Annotated in this window: 20 protein-coding genes and 1 pseudogene; 6 read left to right on the plus strand and 15 right to left on the minus strand. The window is 68.8% G+C overall.

Features of this window, described 5'->3' with window-relative positions:
• On the plus strand, positions 1-225 hold a 225-nt coding region (locus ABZ717_RS11090), incomplete at its 5' end, for a transposase (protein WP_358508258.1).
• Here the strand turns inward: ABZ717_RS11090 and ABZ717_RS11095 are convergent.
• From ABZ717_RS11095 to ABZ717_RS11110, 4 genes and pseudogenes are all read right to left on the minus strand, one after another.
• Positions 144-581: a hypothetical protein gene (locus ABZ717_RS11095; RefSeq protein ID WP_358508259.1), complete on the minus strand. Its 438-nt coding sequence runs from the start codon at positions 579-581 to the stop codon at positions 144-146. The genes ABZ717_RS11090 and ABZ717_RS11095 overlap by 82 nt on opposite strands.
• Positions 582-594: 13 nt before the next feature.
• On the minus strand, positions 595-735 hold the full coding sequence (locus ABZ717_RS11100; RefSeq protein ID WP_358508442.1) for a hypothetical protein: 141 nt from the start codon (positions 733-735) through the stop codon (positions 595-597).
• A gap of 163 nt (positions 736-898) precedes the next feature.
• Positions 899-943 (minus strand): annotated as a pseudogene (locus ABZ717_RS11105) (hypothetical protein); the annotation flags it as partial.
• Positions 944-971: 28 nt separating this feature from the next.
• Positions 972-1,307, minus strand: coding sequence for a transposase (locus tag ABZ717_RS11110; protein WP_358508261.1), 336 nt, complete (start codon positions 1,305-1,307; stop codon positions 972-974).
• Between the two features lie 495 nt (positions 1,308-1,802).
• On the opposite strand from ABZ717_RS11110, the gene ABZ717_RS11115 reads away from it, so the two are divergent.
• The 5 genes from ABZ717_RS11115 to ABZ717_RS11135 all read left to right on the plus strand — a co-directional run bounded on the left by ABZ717_RS11115 (position 1,803) and on the right by ABZ717_RS11135 (position 5,636).
• Complete coding sequence (locus tag ABZ717_RS11115) at positions 1,803-2,564, plus strand: response regulator transcription factor (protein WP_358508434.1); 762 nt, start codon at positions 1,803-1,805, stop codon at positions 2,562-2,564.
• Positions 2,565-2,944: 380 nt separating this feature from the next.
• Entirely contained in the window at positions 2,945-3,604 is a 660-nt protein-coding gene (locus tag ABZ717_RS11120) for a hypothetical protein (protein ID WP_358508263.1), read from the plus strand.
• A 30-nt stretch (positions 3,605-3,634) separates the two neighbouring features.
• The gene (locus tag ABZ717_RS11125; protein WP_358508265.1) at positions 3,635-3,964 is read left to right on the plus strand and encodes a transcriptional regulator; all 330 of its coding nucleotides are present in this window, start codon (positions 3,635-3,637) and stop codon (positions 3,962-3,964) included.
• A 10-nt stretch (positions 3,965-3,974) separates the two neighbouring features.
• Complete coding sequence (locus ABZ717_RS11130) at positions 3,975-4,859, plus strand: ABC transporter ATP-binding protein (protein WP_358508267.1); 885 nt, start codon at positions 3,975-3,977, stop codon at positions 4,857-4,859.
• Between the two features lie 33 nt (positions 4,860-4,892).
• Positions 4,893-5,636 carry an ABC transporter permease gene (locus tag ABZ717_RS11135; protein ID WP_358508269.1) on the plus strand — a complete coding sequence of 248 codons (744 nt, stop codon included), beginning with the start codon at positions 4,893-4,895 and terminating at the stop codon, positions 5,634-5,636.
• Between the two features lie 9 nt (positions 5,637-5,645).
• Here ABZ717_RS11135 and ABZ717_RS11140 read toward each other — a convergent pair whose 3' ends face one another.
• From ABZ717_RS11140 to ABZ717_RS11190, 11 genes are all read right to left on the minus strand, one after another.
• Positions 5,646-6,128 (minus strand): hypothetical protein, encoded by a 483-nt coding sequence (locus ABZ717_RS11140; protein ID WP_358508271.1) that lies wholly within the window; start codon positions 6,126-6,128, stop codon positions 5,646-5,648.
• A gap of 200 nt (positions 6,129-6,328) precedes the next feature.
• The gene (locus ABZ717_RS11145) at positions 6,329-6,514 is read right to left on the minus strand and encodes a thiazolylpeptide-type bacteriocin (RefSeq protein WP_358508273.1); all 186 of its coding nucleotides are present in this window, start codon (positions 6,512-6,514) and stop codon (positions 6,329-6,331) included.
• 43 nt (positions 6,515-6,557) lie between these two features.
• Positions 6,558-6,743, minus strand: a complete 186-nt coding sequence (locus tag ABZ717_RS11150) for a thiazolylpeptide-type bacteriocin (RefSeq protein WP_358508275.1) — start codon at positions 6,741-6,743, stop codon at positions 6,558-6,560.
• Positions 6,744-6,787: 44 nt separating this feature from the next.
• Complete coding sequence (locus ABZ717_RS11155; protein ID WP_358508277.1) at positions 6,788-8,041, minus strand: iron-containing alcohol dehydrogenase; 1,254 nt, start codon at positions 8,039-8,041, stop codon at positions 6,788-6,790.
• Positions 8,041-9,327: an aminotransferase class III-fold pyridoxal phosphate-dependent enzyme gene (locus ABZ717_RS11160; protein WP_358508278.1), complete on the minus strand. Its 1,287-nt coding sequence runs from the start codon at positions 9,325-9,327 to the stop codon at positions 8,041-8,043. The genes ABZ717_RS11155 and ABZ717_RS11160 overlap by 1 nt, the downstream gene beginning before the upstream one ends.
• A complete protein-coding gene (locus ABZ717_RS11165) occupies positions 9,324-11,324 on the minus strand; it encodes a hypothetical protein (RefSeq protein ID WP_358508280.1) in 2,001 nt (666 codons plus the stop codon). The genes ABZ717_RS11160 and ABZ717_RS11165 overlap by 4 nt, the downstream gene beginning before the upstream one ends.
• Positions 11,321-12,055 carry a hypothetical protein gene (locus tag ABZ717_RS11170; RefSeq protein ID WP_358508282.1) on the minus strand — a complete coding sequence of 245 codons (735 nt, stop codon included), beginning with the start codon at positions 12,053-12,055 and terminating at the stop codon, positions 11,321-11,323. Before ABZ717_RS11170 ends, ABZ717_RS11165 begins: the two co-directional genes overlap by 4 nt.
• Before the next feature lie 76 nt (positions 12,056-12,131).
• Complete coding sequence (locus ABZ717_RS11175; RefSeq protein WP_358508284.1) at positions 12,132-12,947, minus strand: ABC transporter permease; 816 nt, start codon at positions 12,945-12,947, stop codon at positions 12,132-12,134.
• Positions 12,944-13,912: an ABC transporter ATP-binding protein gene (locus tag ABZ717_RS11180; RefSeq protein WP_358508286.1), complete on the minus strand. Its 969-nt coding sequence runs from the start codon at positions 13,910-13,912 to the stop codon at positions 12,944-12,946. The genes ABZ717_RS11175 and ABZ717_RS11180 overlap by 4 nt, the downstream gene beginning before the upstream one ends.
• Positions 13,909-15,717 (minus strand): thiopeptide-type bacteriocin biosynthesis protein, encoded by a 1,809-nt coding sequence (locus ABZ717_RS11185; protein ID WP_358508287.1) that lies wholly within the window; start codon positions 15,715-15,717, stop codon positions 13,909-13,911. Before ABZ717_RS11185 ends, ABZ717_RS11180 begins: the two co-directional genes overlap by 4 nt.
• Complete coding sequence (locus ABZ717_RS11190) at positions 15,714-17,078, minus strand: hypothetical protein (protein ID WP_358508288.1); 1,365 nt, start codon at positions 17,076-17,078, stop codon at positions 15,714-15,716. Before ABZ717_RS11190 ends, ABZ717_RS11185 begins: the two co-directional genes overlap by 4 nt.
• Position 17,079: the final 1 nt, after the last annotated feature.

The raw sequence follows: 17,079 nt of genomic DNA on the forward strand, positions 1-17,079 counted from the left end.
CTGCGCCGATGGCTCCGCGAACGCGGAATCGTCCATCGCCTGGCCCGCAAGGGTGTGGAGTCCTCCAAGAGGTTGGGGCGCCACCGCTGGCAGGTCGAGCGCACCATGGCCTGGCTGGCCGGATGCCGCCGACTCCATCGTCGCTACGAGCGCAAGGCTGAGCACTTCCTCGCGTTCGCCGGCATCGCCTGCACATTGATTTGCTTCCGCAGACTCACCAAATGAGATGAGCTCTTAGGGATGGCCACCACCCGGTAGCGGCCCGCACCGCAGGCGTGTTCGACCAGGTAGTGGTCGCCTTCCCAAGCCGGTATCCGCCCCAGATACGCTCCGGCCTGGACCACCTCGGCCAGGGCCGCTTGGTCGTTCGTGGTGTGGGGGAAGTAGGTCACGTCCACACTGGTGTGCGGGCTGATCGGCAACTGCGGGTGTTCTTCCAGAAAGGTCGCCAGAGCGCGCATGTCGGTGATGATGAGCTCGCGCAGCTCGGGGCCGGCGGCTTCGGTGAAGAACTCCCGCTCGGGCAGGAACGGGCCCGGCACGGTACGACGCTTGTCTTCTTCGGGTTGGGTGTGGCTCATGCCAGAGCCTCCATCACACCCGGCACGAAACATTGCGCTCCCAGCGCACGTTCAGTTTGCGGTAGGAGCCCGGCCAGGCGATGGAGCGCTCGACCTTGTGCCGGTGCCTGCCCAGCCGCTGGGAGGACTCGACGCCGGGGCGGGCGATGCGCACGCCGATCGGGCGTTCGCGCAGCCAGCGGCGCCGGTCGCGGGAGTGGTAGGCCTTGTCGCCGTGGAGCTTGGCGGCGTCGCCTGCGGGGTCCTCTGCGTGGGCGCACCGCTGGTATGCCCCGTACCAAGGGTTTGAGTGCTTCGGCGTCGTCGACGTTGGCCGCGGAGGTCGCGCAGGTCGGAGGCAATCCTTGGTTGTCGCAGAGCAGATGGAGCTTGGAGCCCGGTTTGCCGCGGTCAGTAGGTTTTGCCTCTCTTGGCGCGGATCGACCGGGAGTCGACGGTGGCGCGGGACCAGTCCAGCAGGGCCCTTCTACCCGGCTCGTCCACAACCGCGCGGTGGATCGTGGGACACAGGCCCATCTCGGTCCAGGCCTGGAACCAGCGGTGCTCGGTGGCACGGGTGATACCGAACAGCCCGTCGGCCCTCTCCCAAGAACAACCCGATGTCTGAAGGAACAGCACGGTGGTCAACACGGCTCTTTGGTCGGCGCGAGGGCGGCCGGTCTTCGGGGCCGGCGGCAGCAGGGGTTGGACGATCTCCCAGAGCCCGTCGGGCAACACATCGCTCACCGCACGTGATCATGCCAGGCTCAGCACCACCTCGCAGGGCTTTTGAGATGAGCTCTAACGCTGGGAGACATGAATGTCATTCAGCGTAGCGAAATGTCCCTTTTATAACGATTGTACACCTAGGACTCGGAGGCGGGTCCGGTGGATCAGCATGGGGTATGCAGGTAGACCGAACCCAATAACCGGCAACAGCCACAGACACTTATCCCGGACACCCGATAAAAAGAAAGCCGACCGACAGAAATAAGACACCCCGACCGGGCCGCGTACCAGGAAGACCGGTCAGAACAACCTATTTTTCCGGCACAGGACAACCGCCTCACCAGAGATAATAAGGCTCACATGCCTTCGCGCCCCCGAAGGCAAATGTTTTTTACACTGCTGCGATTCATGTAGGAAACGAGCCAAAAAATGGGCACCCAATCCAACGAGTTCGAAAAATTAGAACTTTTCTACGCACCCCTCGAGGAAACAGCGCAGGCAAACCTTCCCTCGATGGCTGGGACACAGGAAAACAAGGACTCTGCGAAAAGTTCGGCCGGTAAGACCGACGGTCGATGTCTCACGAAAATAGTGATAGCTGCGGACCATACTCTGACGCGGTTGGGACTCCGGGCTTTATTCGAACAGGTCAGTGGTTTCACTGTCACTGAAGTGGAGGCCGACCCCGAGCAGATATTGCATATCGTCCGAGAACGCCCGCTCAACATCCTCGTCACAGAGATGCGATTCACCGGAGAAGATGTCTCGCCGGACATTAGAAGCGCTTCGCGCACCGTACCCGTCATGGCATTCTCCGCCTATTGGATCCAGGAGAGCTTCCATCTCGCCCTGGAGTGCGGAGTTCGTGGGTTCATGACGAAGGATGCCGATGTTGAAGAAATCGTCAAATCCGCGCGCACCGTCGCCAACGGGGGTACCTATATCGACCCCCGACTCAGCACCCAACTGGTCGAAAGGCGCCTGACCTGCGAACTCACCGAACGTGAGACCGATGTGCTCCGGTTCATCGCGACCGGGCACACCACCTCGGAGGTCTCGCAGAGACTGCACATCAGCAACAGGACCACCGAGTCCGTCCGCTCGGCGCTCAAGCAGAAGCTCGGGCTCACCACCAGGGCCCAGATGCACACCTATGCCTGCGAGAACGGCTACCTGGCCACGACCTGCTCCTGTTCCGACGGGACGAACGAGAAGACACCGCTACTGCGGCCCGCAACCCGGGCGCTGCCGCCCAGGCCCGAGGGCACGCACTGACCGGCACACCACCCTGCCCCGCCTCCGGGCGGTCCGTTCAAAGGGGCGCCCTCGTGATGCCTTCAGTGGTCCGGTGACAGGACCCTCTGGCCCCGGGCCCGGCTCCGGGGGCGCCCCCGGAGCCGGGAGGCGCCGTCCTGAACGGGCACGCCCGCCCCGGCCGCACCGCCGTGCTCGGAAACCACACGTACGGCTCCGCGGCTGACCGGAGAGGTATCCGGGATCCCGGACGAACGGCCCGCCGGTGTCTGCACCGCTGACCCCCTGGTGTTCTGCGTTGTTCCGACACTTCTGCACCGGACCTGTCTATTGTTCCACCAACTAGTTTGTGTTATAAAGTTGTTTGTCTTCTGAACTCGACCGAACGAAGAGGCGAGACCATGTCCGGTCCCGAGATGCCCGGTCCCGACGAGGAAGAAGGTGAGTTCCTCCCACCCGCTGAAACCTTGGCCCTGGTCGAGCAGCAGCGGGCCGCGGCGAACGACGAGCTCTCACTCGACTGGCGGCTCATCTACGGGGTGTGGGGCTCTGCGTTCCTGTTCGGCTTCGGGGGGCTCTACCTCCAGCGCACGGCACTGGACTCGGTCCCGGCGGTCGTGGCGGGACTCGTCCTCTTCGCGCTCATCCTCATGGCTCTGACCGTCACGGCCACGCACACCTCGCGTGTGACCCGAGGGTTGCGCGGCGTCTCCGCCACGGCCAACTCGATGCTCGGCTGGACCTATCTGCTCGGCTTCGGCGGGGCGCTGACGATCACGTTGGCACTCTTTCGCGCCGGCGCCCCCGAATCCGTCACGGCCCTCTCCCTGCCCGCCCTCTCCCTACTCGTCGTAGGGCTGGTCTACATGACCTCGGCCGCGCTCGAACGCGCGCGGCTCCAGTTCCTGCTCGGAGCATGGATCGTCTTCACGGACACCACGGCGATGCTGACGGGCATGCCCACGGCCTACCTGGTGCTGTCGCTGGCCGGCGGCGGCGGTTTCCTCGTGGGCGCCGGCCTTCACATCCTCTTCCGGCGTCGTGGCCACAAGCCCCAGTAGCCGACCTGCCCGCAAGATCGGGGTCCACTCATGAACTCGTTGCCCGAACTCGATCCCGTGATCCACGCGCAGGCACGCCTACGAGTGATGGTCTCGCTCCAAGAGCTCCCGTACGGGGACCAGATGAAATTCTCACGCTTGCAGCAGCTCCTCGGGATGACCGCGGGGAACTTGTCGGTCCACATCCGCAAGCTGGAGGACGCGAACTACGTCGATGTCCTCAAGACCCACCACAAACGTGCACCGGTCACCTACCTCTCTCTGACGAAGGCAGGCAGACGAGCTCTGGAGGCATACGTGGACACGCTCCGCGACCTGCTCGACGGCACCGGACCTGGGCCGAAGACACCACGGAAGTGAGGAAACCAGAATGACGGAACACCTCGCACGACTGATCGATGTTTCGCGGTACTACGGTTCGACGGTCGCCCTGGATCACGTCGACCTGGACGTCGCCGCCGGAACCACGTTGGGGCTCCTCGGGCCCAACGGTGCCGGCAAGAGCACCCTGCTCCACCTGCTGGTGGGGTTGCGCCGCCCCTCCACGGGCCGGGTGGAGCTGTTCGGCGGTTCGCCCACCGACGCCTCCCGGCGCCGTCACCTGGGCATGACCCCGCAGCAGACCGGGTTGCCAGACACCCTGCGCGTCCGCGAGTTCACCGATTTCGTCGCTCGGCACTACCACTCCCCCGTCCCCTCCGGGGAGATATTGGAGCAGTTCGGCCTGAGTGACCTGGAGCGACGGCAGGCCGGAAGCTTGTCCGGCGGGCAGCAGCGTCGGCTCGCGGTGGCGCTGGCCTTCATCGGACGGCCCCGGCTGGTGCTCCTGGACGAGCCCACCACGGGCCTGGACGTGGAGGCGCGCAAAGCGCTCTGGGAAGGCGTGCGCGAGCACGCGGCCAAGGGCGGGACCATCGTGCTCACCAGCCACTACCTGGAGGAGATCGAAGCGCTCGCCGAACGGATCGTGGTGCTGGGTGCGGGCGGGATCGTCGCCGACGGCGACCTGGACTCCATCAAGGCGTCCGTGACGATGCAGGAGGTCCGTTTCACAGCGCCCGGACTCCCCGAGCTGCCCGGAATCGAGCACCACGAGCAGACGGGTGACCTCCACACCATCCGCACGGGCGACTCCGACCAATTCGTCCGCGAACTGATCCACAGCGGGGTCGAGTTCACGCACTTGGAGGTGCGCCGCCCTACCTTGGAGGACGCGTTCCTGAAGATCGACGGATCCACGAGCGCTGCGGCCTAGGGGCCGGCCCCCACCGACCGGTAGGAGAACCAGATGTCCCTCGCTCTCAACCACGCACGAATCCTGTTCCTGGAGACTGTGCGCGTACCCATCGCCCTGGTCTTCAACGTCGCTTTCCCCGCCGTCCTCCTGCTCTTCTTCGTACTGCCCAACGAGGCCATCTCCGGTGACCCCGGCGCGGCCACGGCAGCCACGATCCAACTAACCGTCTTCGCCGTGATGAACGCCTGCCTCCTGAACTTCGGGGTCGGTGTCGCTGAGGAGCGGAGCCGCTCCTGGGAGCCGTTCCTGCGTTCCCTCCCGGTGGGGGCGATGTCCCGGATGTCCGGGAGGATCATGAACGGAATGGCCTTCGTCGTCATGGCCGTGATTCCGGTGCTGATCATCGCGCCCCTCCTCACGGAGGCCACCGCGAGCCCGAGCCGGCTCATCCTCGGTTTCCTGGTCGTGCTCCTGTGCTCCTTGCCGTTCCTCTTCGGCGGCCTCGCGATCGGTTACTCCATGCCGATGAAGGCCGCTCTGCCGGTGGCCCAAGGGATCATGTTCCCGATGGCGTTCGTGGGCGGGCTCTTCCTCCCTCCGGAGATGCTCCCCGGCTGGGTCGACTCGGCGTCGATCGCACTCCCCACGCGAGCTGTCCGCGACATGGTGCTCTGGGCGGTGACCGGCCAGGATGTCTCGTTCTGGGCGGCCCCCTCGTTCATCGGGTGGACGGTGCTGACGGCTGCGCTCGCGGTGTGGGCCTACCGGCGGGACGAGGGGAAGCGTTACACGTGACCCGCGGACCTACGGAACTTCGGTCCCCGGACGCGGCCCGGGGACCGAAGGGGTCCGCTGCCCGGAGCGCACGATCAGGGTGAAGCCGACCACCGCCGGCGCCAGGAGGAAGACGACGATGTTGAGGACGACGTGCGGCAACGGCAACGAATCGAAGAACTGCCCCACCATCGTCAGCACCAGGGTCAGGTACGAGGTGGACATCAGGCGCTGGTGCCACGGCAGCCAGTTCCCGACCTTCCCGCGCAGCAGGACGGGCAGCGAGAGCCCGGCGGCCAAAAGGAGGGTCGCGGCGATCGACACCGCGTGGAAAACCCCGAAGAAGGCGTCCTCCGCCGATGCGATACCGAACGAGCTGACCAGCATGGTCACCATGCCCGCGGCGTACGTGCGGCCGGCGTATCTGTGCAGGCGGGTGCCTTTGGGCAGCAACAGGACCGCTCCGCCAACGAAGACCGCCAGTAGTCCCGACACGACGTGAACCGCAATCACCGGTGTCATGGTGTCCGCTCCCTCGTTGCCGCTGGGGTCGGTCTCTCGTGCACGCATGAGGGCCGCCACGCGGTACCGGGCTCGCACCGCGCTTACTTCGGAGCGTAGTGGCCCGCGTGGATCAACGGTGTGGTTCCATCACAGGGAGGTGGTTCCGGGACGCTTGCACCGTCCCGGAACCACCGTTTCACTCAGTGACCTCAGGTCGAAGTCAATGAGCAGCACGAGGTCGCCGCGCAGCACGAGCACGAGTCACACGAGCTGGCACCCGACGAAGCACCCGTCTCCGGCAACGCCACAGCATCACGCACCGTGGCAACCTCAACGGCATCGAACGACAGGTCCTCCAGGTCCAAGTCGCCGAAACCAATCTCCATCTTCTGCATCCCAATCACCTCCCTCCACAAACGATCCCGACACCCCGACCCATCAGGTCGAAGTCAACGAGCAGCACGAGGTCACCGCGCAGCACGAGCACGAGTCACACGAGCTGGCACCCGACGAAGCACCCGTCTCCGGCAACGCCACAGCATCACGCACCGTGGCAACCTCAACGGCATCGAACGACAGGTCCTCCAGGTCCAAGTCGCCGAAACCAATCTCCATCTTCTGCATCCCAATCACCTCCTTTCCCTTCGGTTTTTCGGAGCCGGTACGGGTCAAGGGACCCGGCCTGCGCTCCGGTAGAAGTCTTTGAGTACGGCACGGTCCACACCGGAGAGCCGACCCGTTCCGCTCCACCCCTCATGGGCGTGCGCGGCGAGCCGTCCGGGCGCGGAAGCGTTCAGACCGAGGTCCGTCAGGCCGCGCGGCATCTCCCATGTGCCCAGACGTCCGGGCAGTGACTCTTCCAATCCGGGGCCCGCGCCGAGTAGAGGGGACAGAACCGATTCGAGCCGGCGCATACGCGCCGACGAACCGAAACGCGCACCGAGTCCGCTCTCTGAGCGGATCTCACGCAGGTACGCGGGAAACAGTGCCGACATGGCCCTTCCCTTGGGCACTCCCGCCTCGGTGCACACCGCGTCTTGGAGGTACCAGAGCACATGCGCCCAGCGCCCCCGCCCCAGCCCAGCCAGGTGACTGGCCGAGACGGTGACCGTCCAGGCCAACTCGGCGCGGGCGGCGCCGTCCTCCGGGGAGCGGTACAGCCGGTCGACGGCCGACATGCACCGCGCGATGAGCGTCTCCGCGAGCCCGTCCGTGACATCGAGGGCGTCGTCCCCGGCCAGGTAGGGGCACAGAATCCGGGCGAGTGTCTCGACACCGCCCTCGACGAGAGCCGCCCCGGTCAGGGTGGAGGTCAGGTCGGGGTCGATCAGAGCGCAGCTGGGCAGCAGATGCCCGGAGACGAGGAGGCGCCTGCGTTTCGCGTGCGAGAGGGCGGCAACGCCGTTGGCCTCGGAGCCGGTCGCGGCGGTCGTGGGTATCAGGAGCGTGGGCAGAGCGGGCCGTGGATTCACCGACGGCGCCTCGTCCAGGTCGAGCAGTGGCCCTGCCGACCACTGCTCGGGGGAGAGCAACCAGGGGTTGGTCACCATCAGGGCGGCCAGTTTGGCGGTATCCATCGCGCTGCCGCCGCCGATGCCCACGACGGTGTCGCTGCCGGCCCCGGCGACCGCCCGCACCGCACGTTCGACACTGTCGAACGTGGGCGGGCCGGTGACGTCGACGACCGCCAGGGGAGGCTCCGTGTGCACCGACATCGACGACAGGAGTCCGGTACCGCGCTCGGTGGCGCCGAAACGGGCGTCGACGACGATCGCGGGGGTTCCGCCGAGCGCAGCCGTTTCCGGTCCTATCTCGTCACTGACGCCCGTACCGAAACGTAATCTCGTCGGCACTCGCCAGGTGAAGGGGCGGGCCGAGCCCGCGCTCCGAAGGCTTTCGGTGTGCTGTGGTGCGGTCGTCATCACAGTTCCAGTTCGTCGAAGACTTGGCCGACGGACCCGAGGACCAGCTCGATGTCCTGGTCCTCGATCACGAGCGGTGGGAACAGGCTGAACCCCAACGGCGAAGGGTGCACGAGCACGCCGAGGGACCGGAAGCGTTCGACCAGGGCGTTGGTCTCGGCCATCGTGATGGGTCCAGACCTTCCCTCCAAGTGGACACCGATCATGAGGCCACGACCGGTGACCCTGCGGACCTGCCCCCTGGCTCTGGGGGCGAGCGCGGTCAGCCGTGCGGCCAGGTCCTCGCCCGTGCGCAGGGACCGCTCCACCAGGCCGTCGGCCTCGATCACGTCGAGGGTGGCCAAGGCCGCGGCGCAGGCCAACGGGTTGCCGGCCTGGGTCTCACCGTTCAGGAACGAGGTTCCGCTGTCGTGGAAGGCGGCCCACACCCGTTCGTGGACGAGGACGGCCGACATGGGGAGGTAACCGCTGTTGATGCCCTTGGACATCACGAGCAGGTCCGGGGAGAGGCCGAACCACTCCGAGGCGAACATTCGGCCCGTACGGCCGAACCCTGTGGCCACTTCGTCGGCGATGAGGCAGATGTCGTGGGTACGGCACAGCTCCGTCAGCCCTCGGAAGAAGTCGGCGTGGGGGACGACGACACCGGCCGAGCCGAGGATCGGCTCCACAATGACGGCGGCCAGGCTGTCACTCTCGGCTGTGAGCCTTTCCAACGAGGCGGCCGCACCGGCGGCGTCCACCGGGGTGGGCACGTGCAGGACGGAGGACCGGTCGACCCCGTACTCCTCTTGTTCGAGGTCTTCACCGGTGACGGACGCGGGGCCGTAGAGGGTGCCGTGGTAGGAGTCGGCCAGGGCCGCGACGGTCCGGCGGGCCGACCGTCCGATCAACCTCTGGTACCGGCGGGCCAGTTTGAGTGCGGCGTCCACCCCGCTCGCACCCGAGGTCCCGTAGTAGACACGGGTCAGGTCGGGGGCCGGGGCGATCTCCACCAACCGACGCGCGAATAGGAGCGCCGGGTCGTTCCCGTAGCGAAAGAGCGTGCCGTAAGCGAGGCGGTCGAGTTGTTCCCTGAGGGCATCGGCTATGCGCGGCTCGTCGTACCCGCAGTGCATGTTCCACAGTCCGGCGTTGCCGCTGACGTACTCCTGTCCACTGTCGTCCGTGACCCACGAGCCGTGGCCGCCCGTGATCGTCACCGGGGCCCTGAGGTATCCGTGCATCTGCGTCATCGGGTGCCACAAGGGGTAATCAGCCGGGTCGGTTCCCACCGTGTGTGTCATGTCGCTCTCCTCATCGCATCGGGCATGTCCGGACCGACGAGTCCGTGCAGGGCCTGCCCGCTCCGCCGCAAGGCCTCATCGGCGTCGGCCCGGCCGAGTCCGTGCTGTCGGACGAGGTGTTCGCGGGCCGCTTCCCCCAGGTCCCACCTCACCTCGGTGAGCAGGGCGAGGGACGGAGAGACCCGGTGGCAGCGCCCGGTGTCGCCCGCGTACAGGTAAAAAGTGGCCCGGTGGCGGAGCAGCACCGCCCCGTTACTCCACCGGTGGGCGGAGTCCGCCGTGTGCGTGATCGGCCCGCCGCAGCCGCTGATCCGCAGTCCGCCCATGCCGCCGCGGGCGAGTTCGGGGAACTCGCCGCTGAGCGCGGTCACGGCCGCCGCGGCGCCTAGCACCCGGTCCAGCCAAGGGGGAACGGGGTCCCTCCGTGCGGGCCACCCCGCCGGACGACAACGGCATCCGTCGTCCCGGCCCTGGTCCTCCTGCGGGGCGATGGCGCGAACGGCGGCGCGCAGTCGGGCGGGATCGTCACCGACGGTGCCGACCACGGGACCACCGGAGCCCGTACGCACCAGGCCGTCCGGGTCGACGAAGAGCCTCAGCCCCGCGGCACCCGCGCACGGGCCGGCACCGACCCGGCACAAACCCGAGATCTGCACCTCGGGCTGGAAGAGCCGGACGCCGAGCGCGCCTTCCCGCCACGCGAGTTCCGCGTCCGTGAGCAGGTCATCCGCGTCGGCGGGGGACCCGATGTGCAGGAGGTGCCCCGCACGCAAGGGCCGCTCGGCCTTCGCGTACGCGACCACGGCGGACGGTGCGGCGACCACTGGCACGTGGGCGGCGGTCGTCTCGGTGCTGCCTCCGGGCACCACCACGGAACCGCCCGAGGCGACCGCCGACCCGATCCACGCCCGGTGTTCCGACGGGGGCCGGCGGTGTTCCCACCACAGGTGGTGCGGCGCGGCGGTGACGGGGGCCCGGTGGTACCTGCCGGTGTGGGACCGGCGTACCCCTGCCGCGTCCTCACGGCGACGGCGGCGTAACCGGACCACCGCCGAACTCCACGGGGACACCCCGGCCAACGCCCCCGCGCCCGCCAAGCGCCGGAGCCCCACGAGGTCGGTGGCTACGTCGGCGTCGGGCACGGCCCTCAGGAGTTCGGCCACGCCGGGGGCCGCACGGGGTTCTTCGCCCTCGGGCACGAGGATCACGATCCTGGGGAGGAGCCCGTACGCCGCGCAGGAGGAGAGCGCCCCGCGCACCTTTTGCACGGCCCCGGCGCCGGGGGAGAAGGTCAGCGTGATGTTCCGGAACCCGACCCCGGCCAGGTCGCGGGCCGACGGGCCGTCGAAAGCGGTGGCCGACAGCCGGGGCTCGACGGTGACACCGCGCCGGGCGAACCGGCGCAGACCCGAGGTGAGGGCCCGGGCCAGGTCACCTCCGCCCAGGTCGGCCCCCTGCCCACCGATGAGCGGCACGGACATGGGGGCGGTCGCGCGTCCGGCGATGTGGTCCAGGTCCGCTACGACCTCCTCAATCGGGCGAAGGCCCGACGCTTCGGCGCGCACCCGCACCCCGACCGTCTCTGCCAGCCGGACCGGGACGACCCCGTGTCGGTAGGGGGAGGCAGGGGCCGTCCCGTGCGCGAAGAGTTCATCGGCCCCCTCTCCGCTCCCACGTACGACGTGACCGGCCGACGCATCGACCGTCCCCGTGGTCACGGAAACGCCCGAACCGGCCAACCGCGCCGCCGTCTGGGCGGCGGCCTCGTGCGTCCGAGCGTCGGCGAACAGGGCAACGGCTCGGGGCCGTTGCCGGAGCATCGCCGCCGCCCACTCGTCGATCGTGCCGACCGGACGGGTCAGGAGCAGACGGACCGGGGCTCCCGAGACGGCGGCCCGCGCGCACGCCTCAGCCGTGTCCAGGTCGGCGGCGAAGGACACGCCGGCCGAATCGTCGCGACGCAGCCTCGCCACGAGGAGTCTTCCCACCCTGCTCATGTCGCACCCCCTTCCGGGACGCCGCGGGGGCGTTCCCAGAACGAGGAGCTCACGATCGGTTCTTCGCCCCTGGTCGCCACGAGCGCGGCGGCCAGGTTGAGCACCATGGTTCCGGCGAAGGGCAGCACCATGGCCGCGGGGAGGAACAGGCCGAGCGAAAAGAAGACGACCGGAGAGATCCGAGTGGTGAGGAACCGCTGTCGGCGGTCGGTGACCCCGGCCGCCCTCATCACCGCCACGCCTGTGGCCGTGGCCGCGACGGCCAGGCACAGCGCCCACGCCCATCCGCCCGGACCGAGCGTGACGGGCGATGCGGCCAGACTCGGCAAACCGTAGAAGGAGGCGCCCCCGGCGGCTTCGCCGGTACGACTCCACACCGCGATACTCACCACGAGCAGCGCCTGTACGACCCCTGCGGCCGTGGCCGCCCTGCTCCGCAGCCCGAGCAGGTCGAGTTCGGCCCGGACCCCCGATGCGACCTCCGCGCGCACGTCCCGGTCGCGGGGGTCCCTCCCCCCGGTGATGACCGGGGCGACGTACTGCCGGGTGATCCGTGCCCTGGCCGAACGCACGAGGAACGGCCAGGTGAGCACTCGCCACAGGGCCCCCGTGACCAGTACCGACCAGCCCCAGGCAAGACCTCCCGGCAGAGGCTCGAACAACCGGGCCACGGGCCAGAGCACCGCTTGGGTCACCATCCCGGCGACGGCGCTCACCGACTCGAACGACATGATCCCCGTCTTCCTCTCCTGGCGTGTCCTGCATCGCACCGGGTCCGGTCGGGCCCGCGAAGGGCCCCTCCGGACTTCAGTTCTGGGGCTCCCAGGGCATGGTCTTCAGAGCGGCAAGGATCGCCGCCGCCCCCCAGACCGCGATGATCGCCAGGCTCGGTAGGTCGAGGGCGAGCCCGGTTGCCGCGGGGTCCAGCGCCGTACGTGTGGCCTCGACCATCGGCGCGAACGGCAGCAGGTCGACGACGGTCTGCACGGGGCCGGGCAGGGGCAAGGGGAAGAAGACCCCGGAGACGAACAGCAGCGGGAACAACGTCGCGGTCGAAACCATCAGAGCCGCTTCCACGCTCGGGATCAGCCTGGTCACCGCCAGGCCCATCGCGCACGAGGCGACGCTGCCGAGGAGGAAGACGATGACCAGGCTCGGCAGCGCGGCGGGCCGGAGTTCGAGGCCGAACGCCAGCAGGGAGACCGCGAGCATGATCACGATGGAGGCTCCGCTCAGGAGGACCGAGCCCCCGATGCGGCTACCCATGTGCAGCACCTTCGGCATGGGGGTCTGGCGCACACGTTTGAGTACGCCCTTCTCACGCGCGATAACGATCCCCGTGGCCATGTTGAAGTACCCGGCCGCGGTGATGATGAAGACGATGATCGCCGCGGTGGTGCTCTGAACCGCCGCCGTCCCGCCGACCGTCTCCCCCGACTGGAGCAGGTTGAACATGACGTTGAAGAACAGGGGGAAGAACAGCGCGATGAGCAGCGGGAACGGGGTGCGCCCGGCGGTGATGAGCCCGAAACGCATGTCGTGCAGCAGGAGGCGGATCTTACCGGTCCGGTGGTTGGGGACCGGCGACGGCAGGGTCACCGCAGGGGTGGTCGGTGCGCTCACGAGAGGACTCCGTTCCGTTGGGTGCTCCGCTCCCGGTCGGCCAGGATGGACAGGTAGAGCTCTTCGAGTTCGGGGCGGCGCACTTGGAGGTCGGGCAGTTCCACTCCGCTGCGGACCGCCCACTGGGTCAGCTCGTTGAGGTCCCTGGTCATCTCGGTGGTGTGCAGCAGCACCCGCCCGGCGGTCTCACGGGCACGCTGGGCCAGTTCGGGCGGCAGTGCGCTGGTCCCCGCACCGCCGTCGCGGTAGGAGATTGTTCCGCCGCGCTCGTCCGGAAGGAGCGCCTGGGGCTCTCCGATAGCGGCGACGTTCCCCTCGTGGAGCACCGCGACGCGGTCGCAGAGGCGCTGGGCCTCGTCCATGTTGTGCGTGGTGATGAGAACCGTCTTGCCTACCGCACGCAGTGCGCCCACCGTCTCCCAGCACCGATCCCGTGCCTCGATGTCCAGGCCCGTGGTCGGTTCGTCGAGGAAGACGACGTCGGGATCGCCCACCAGGGCCAGGGCCAGGTCGAGCCGCCGTTGCTGACCGCCGGAGAGCCGCCCCGTCCTGGTGTTGCGCTTGGCTTCCAGGCCCACGAGCTCGATCACTTCGTCGACGGGATAGGAACGGCTGTAATAGCCGCCGAACAGCGCGATGTGTTCACGCACCGTCAGATAGAGCTCGAAACTCGCCTTCTGCGGCACCACGCCGAGGCGGTCGCGCACGGAGGCACCGGCCTTCATCGGGTCCATGCCGAGGACCTCCACGGTCCCAGTGGTGGGCGCGATATGGCCCTCGAGGATCTCCACGAGCGTGGTCTTCCCGGCGCCGTTGGGGCCGAGGAGGCCGAAGACCTCCCCCCGGCCGACCTCGAAATCGAGACTGTTCAGGGCCCTGAGTTCTCCGTACTTCTTCGACACCCCCCTCAGGAGCATCGCCGGCCCGGGTTCCGGGTCCGGCCTTCCGTTCGTTCGCTGGGTCATGTGAGCGGACCTCCTGCGTCAAGGGGCGGAACATCGGTACCTGCCCGGCCCGCGACCGGGATCAGGTAACCGAGGACTTCGTCGTAGCCGTCCAGGTGGGCGAGTTCAGCCGCCGCGTCGTCGTAGAAACCGCCCACCGGCACCGAGGCGAGCCCGAGAGCGGTACCGGCCAACAGGAGCGTCTGGGCGATGTGGCCGATCTCGAGCATCGCGAAGCGGTGGGCGCGCAGGCCGTACCGCTGCCTCAGACCTCCCAGGTCGGCCCCGACGAACAGCAGCAGCGGGGTCCGTGCCACGTCGATCCGGGGCCTGTCACCCTCGAAGAACGGCGAACAACGGCTGAGGGCGTCCTTGTCCACGGGTCCGCCCACCTGCTGGACCGAGTGCCGTTCCGGCAGGTACTCGTACAGGACGGGGCGCAGCCCCGGCACCGCGAACGGGACGACCCGGAGGATCAGCGGGTAGGCCATCCCCGCGCTCGGTGCGGCCCGTACGCCGCGCCGCATGGTCTCGCCGCCGGCCTCGAACGGCTCCGAGCCGACGATCCCGGCGCCGAAGGCGAGGAGCGTCGACAACTGTTCGATGGTGACCTCGCCGGACAACCCGCCCCTGGCGCTGCGGCGTCCGGCCATGGCTTCGGCCAGCGGGCACGCCAGGGCGTCCGGGTCGGGCCGGGGCAGCTCAAGGGGTTCGTCACTCGCGAATTCCAGCGTCCGAACGATCGGCCGGCCCGGCCTCGGTCGCTGGGCGGGGAAGGCGGAGGGACGGAACTTGCTGTACTCGTGGTAAGCCCGGTCAGCCGCTGCCGCGTCGTCGTCGAAGTAGGACGGTGCTGCCTGGCCGGGCGCCGACAGGACGAAGGACGCCAGCCACGCAAGGTAGACCTCGTCCGAGGCCGTGAGCCCCAACCTGTTGGCCAGCATGTGCAGTTGGGAGACCATGACCGCCTCCGGCCCCGCGGTCAACCCCTCCGTCCGTTCGAGCCCGCGCAGCTCTCGCATGGTCGCCGTGACCGCGGACCACCAGTACCGGTAACCGCCCGGTGCCCGCTCGGCCAACGCCGCGTGCCGACCGAGCAGCGCCGGGGCGGAACCGACGAACGTGGCTTCGGCCGCGGCCCGCACGTCGGAGGAGCGGGCCGCCACCACCTGGTCCAGGTAGCGCCACATGATGGTGTACTCGCGCAGCCAGCGGACCCCGTCGGCGGACCGGTCGTAAAGCGCCCCGACGAAACCGAGCAACAGGTCCAGGGCCACACCGGTCCGTTCCTTCTCCCCCTCCGTACGGGCGATGGCAGCGGCGGCGACGTCACTGGAGACCTGGAACAGTTCTTCGGCCAGGCCCATGGCCGCCGGCCCGCCGTACCGTTCCACCTCGGGTTCGTACACCGCCTCGCGTACGGCGCCGTCCGGGTACCAGCCCAGCGCCTCGGCCTCTTCTCCTTCCACCCCGAACCGGCGGTAGTAGTTCGCCGGTTCGAGTTCCTCCTCGGGCGGCGGAGAGTGCGCCAGGAACGTCTCCAGAGCTTCACGCATGGCCTGCAGAGCCGTGCCGAGCCGTTCGGGGTCGTGCCCGCAGAGACGTACCCGCACGTGCGGGCCGCCCTTCCAGTAACGGATGAAGAACCAGCCGTCCACGTGCCCCTGCTCCCGCAGGGCTTTGGCGGTGGGCGCCACCGCCTCCACGACGAGCCTGTCGGTCGCGGCGCGGCCCCGGTGGCAGTAGGCGTACAGGGCACGCCACAGCCGGGGGCCGTCCCGCTGTTCCCGTTCGGCTCTCGCCGTTGCTTCGAGCGACTGGTTCATGGGCGCACATCCAGGAGTAGGTCGGTGTAGCGGTTGACACCGAGCAGAGCGAGGTAGCTCGGCAGCCGTGCTTCTGGAAGGCCGAACGCGGCCGCGAGCAGGTCCGGGTCGAAACTCCGTGCGGGGCGCAGGAAGACCCCCAGCGCGGTCATGGCCATCCCCACGGCCTGGGCCGCCGCTCCCAACTGCCGCTGGGCCTCGCGCATCAGGGGTTCCCCGCCTACCGCGACCTGGGCCTCGAAGTCGTGGACGAACAGCAGGGCCGCTGGGCAGCCCGCGACGTCCATCTGGGTGGGCGGGTAGCTGTAGGCCCGCTGTACGGCCTCCATCCCGGGGCCCGGGCCGAGCCGCTCGGGGGACAGGCCGGGGCGTACCCGGTAGCAACCCGGGTCCAGTCCCGGGACACGCTGCGCCAGGAGGAGGACGTCCGCTCCGCCCCGGTCCGGGGTACGGGGGGCAGGGCCAAGAGCTTGTTCCAGCGCCGGACCGATGGCCTCCGCCACCCCTTCGGGCAGTGGCCCGGGCGCTGCCCCGAACCCCTTGTTGGCCCGACCGGCCGACCGTTCGAACAGGACCTCCGCCCAGTTCGACGTGCTCGCCGCCACACCGGAGCGGCCCCGTTCCCGGACCGGCCCGGCGGCCCCCTCGGGCGGTGTGGATCGGGTGCCGAGCCCGACGACGCCCACCTGTATCCAACCGTCGCCGGGGTCCAGCCCGAGCCGTTCGAACAGGGCTTCTCCGTCGCACGGGTACTCGCGTACCGGGAGCCCGTGGGCGTGCCCGACCTCGGCCAGCAGTTCGGTGAGGTGTCCGGCCTCGCACAGGCTCAGCGCCCATCGCAGTTCCCGGTAGCGCAGGGGCAGGCTCGGCACATGGACGATCACGGCCAGGGCCGCGCCGCCCGTTCCGTCGAGTTCGCGTTCCAGGTCCCCGACGGGGCCGGGCCCGACCGGCCAGAGCCTGTGACCGGCCACGTCGTAGTGCCACGCGGCGCCATCGGTGAGCAGGAAGACCTGTGCGGTGTAGAAGCAATGGGAGGCAGGGTAGGCGCGGTGGGGGTTGACGGCGCTGCGGACCTCGAAACGCTGTGGTCCCGATGCGGCGATGGTTCCCAGGACGCGGCGGAGGACCGGTGTGGCCTCCGGCACCGTCCCGTTGGGGTAGGCGGCCCCGGACAACAGCCGGTGCAGGCCGCGGGGCAGGTCGACGGCTCGGCCGGTGGGGCGCACCGGGACGGGTGTGCGTCCGTCGCCCTCGGGTGCGATGTCCAGTTGCCCCGGACGCGCCTGGCGCAGCGCGAAGGTCAGTAGGCCGTCCGCCGTTCCCGGGGAGAAGGGGGACGGATGTTGCAAGGCGTCCATC

The sequence above is a fragment of the Nocardiopsis sp. NPDC006832 genome, assembly GCF_040635885.1.
Taxonomy (GTDB): domain Bacteria; phylum Actinomycetota; class Actinomycetes; order Streptosporangiales; family Streptosporangiaceae; genus Nocardiopsis.

Excerpts from the sequence above, each read along its gene's own strand:
- ABZ717_RS11150 (WP_358508275.1), bottom strand. The coding sequence starts at position 6,743 with ATGCAGAAGATGGAGATTGGTTTCGGCGACTTGGACCTGGAGGACCTG.
- ABZ717_RS11095 (WP_358508259.1), bottom strand. The coding sequence starts at position 581 with ATGAGCCACACCCAACCCGAAGAAGACAAGCGTCGTACCGTGCCGGGC.
- ABZ717_RS11145 (WP_358508273.1), bottom strand. The coding sequence starts at position 6,514 with ATGCAGAAGATGGAGATTGGTTTCGGCGACTTGGACCTGGAGGACCTG.
- ABZ717_RS11185 (WP_358508287.1), bottom strand. The coding sequence starts at position 15,717 with ATGAACCAGTCGCTCGAAGCAACGGCGAGAGCCGAACGGGAACAGCGG.
- ABZ717_RS11160 (WP_358508278.1), bottom strand. The coding sequence starts at position 9,327 with ATGACACACACGGTGGGAACCGACCCGGCTGATTACCCCTTGTGGCAC.
- ABZ717_RS11170 (WP_358508282.1), bottom strand. The coding sequence starts at position 12,055 with ATGTCGTTCGAGTCGGTGAGCGCCGTCGCCGGGATGGTGACCCAAGCG.
- ABZ717_RS11165 (WP_358508280.1), bottom strand. The coding sequence starts at position 11,324 with ATGAGCAGGGTGGGAAGACTCCTCGTGGCGAGGCTGCGTCGCGACGAT.
- ABZ717_RS11120 (WP_358508263.1), top strand. The coding sequence starts at position 2,945 with ATGTCCGGTCCCGAGATGCCCGGTCCCGACGAGGAAGAAGGTGAGTTC.
- ABZ717_RS11190 (WP_358508288.1), bottom strand. The coding sequence starts at position 17,078 with ATGGACGCCTTGCAACATCCGTCCCCCTTCTCCCCGGGAACGGCGGAC.
- ABZ717_RS11115 (WP_358508434.1), top strand. The coding sequence starts at position 1,803 with ATGGCTGGGACACAGGAAAACAAGGACTCTGCGAAAAGTTCGGCCGGT.
- ABZ717_RS11135 (WP_358508269.1), top strand. The coding sequence starts at position 4,893 with ATGTCCCTCGCTCTCAACCACGCACGAATCCTGTTCCTGGAGACTGTG.
- ABZ717_RS11130 (WP_358508267.1), top strand. The coding sequence starts at position 3,975 with ATGACGGAACACCTCGCACGACTGATCGATGTTTCGCGGTACTACGGT.
- ABZ717_RS11155 (WP_358508277.1), bottom strand. The coding sequence starts at position 8,041 with ATGACGACCGCACCACAGCACACCGAAAGCCTTCGGAGCGCGGGCTCG.
- ABZ717_RS11180 (WP_358508286.1), bottom strand. The coding sequence starts at position 13,912 with ATGACCCAGCGAACGAACGGAAGGCCGGACCCGGAACCCGGGCCGGCG.
- ABZ717_RS11125 (WP_358508265.1), top strand. The coding sequence starts at position 3,635 with ATGAACTCGTTGCCCGAACTCGATCCCGTGATCCACGCGCAGGCACGC.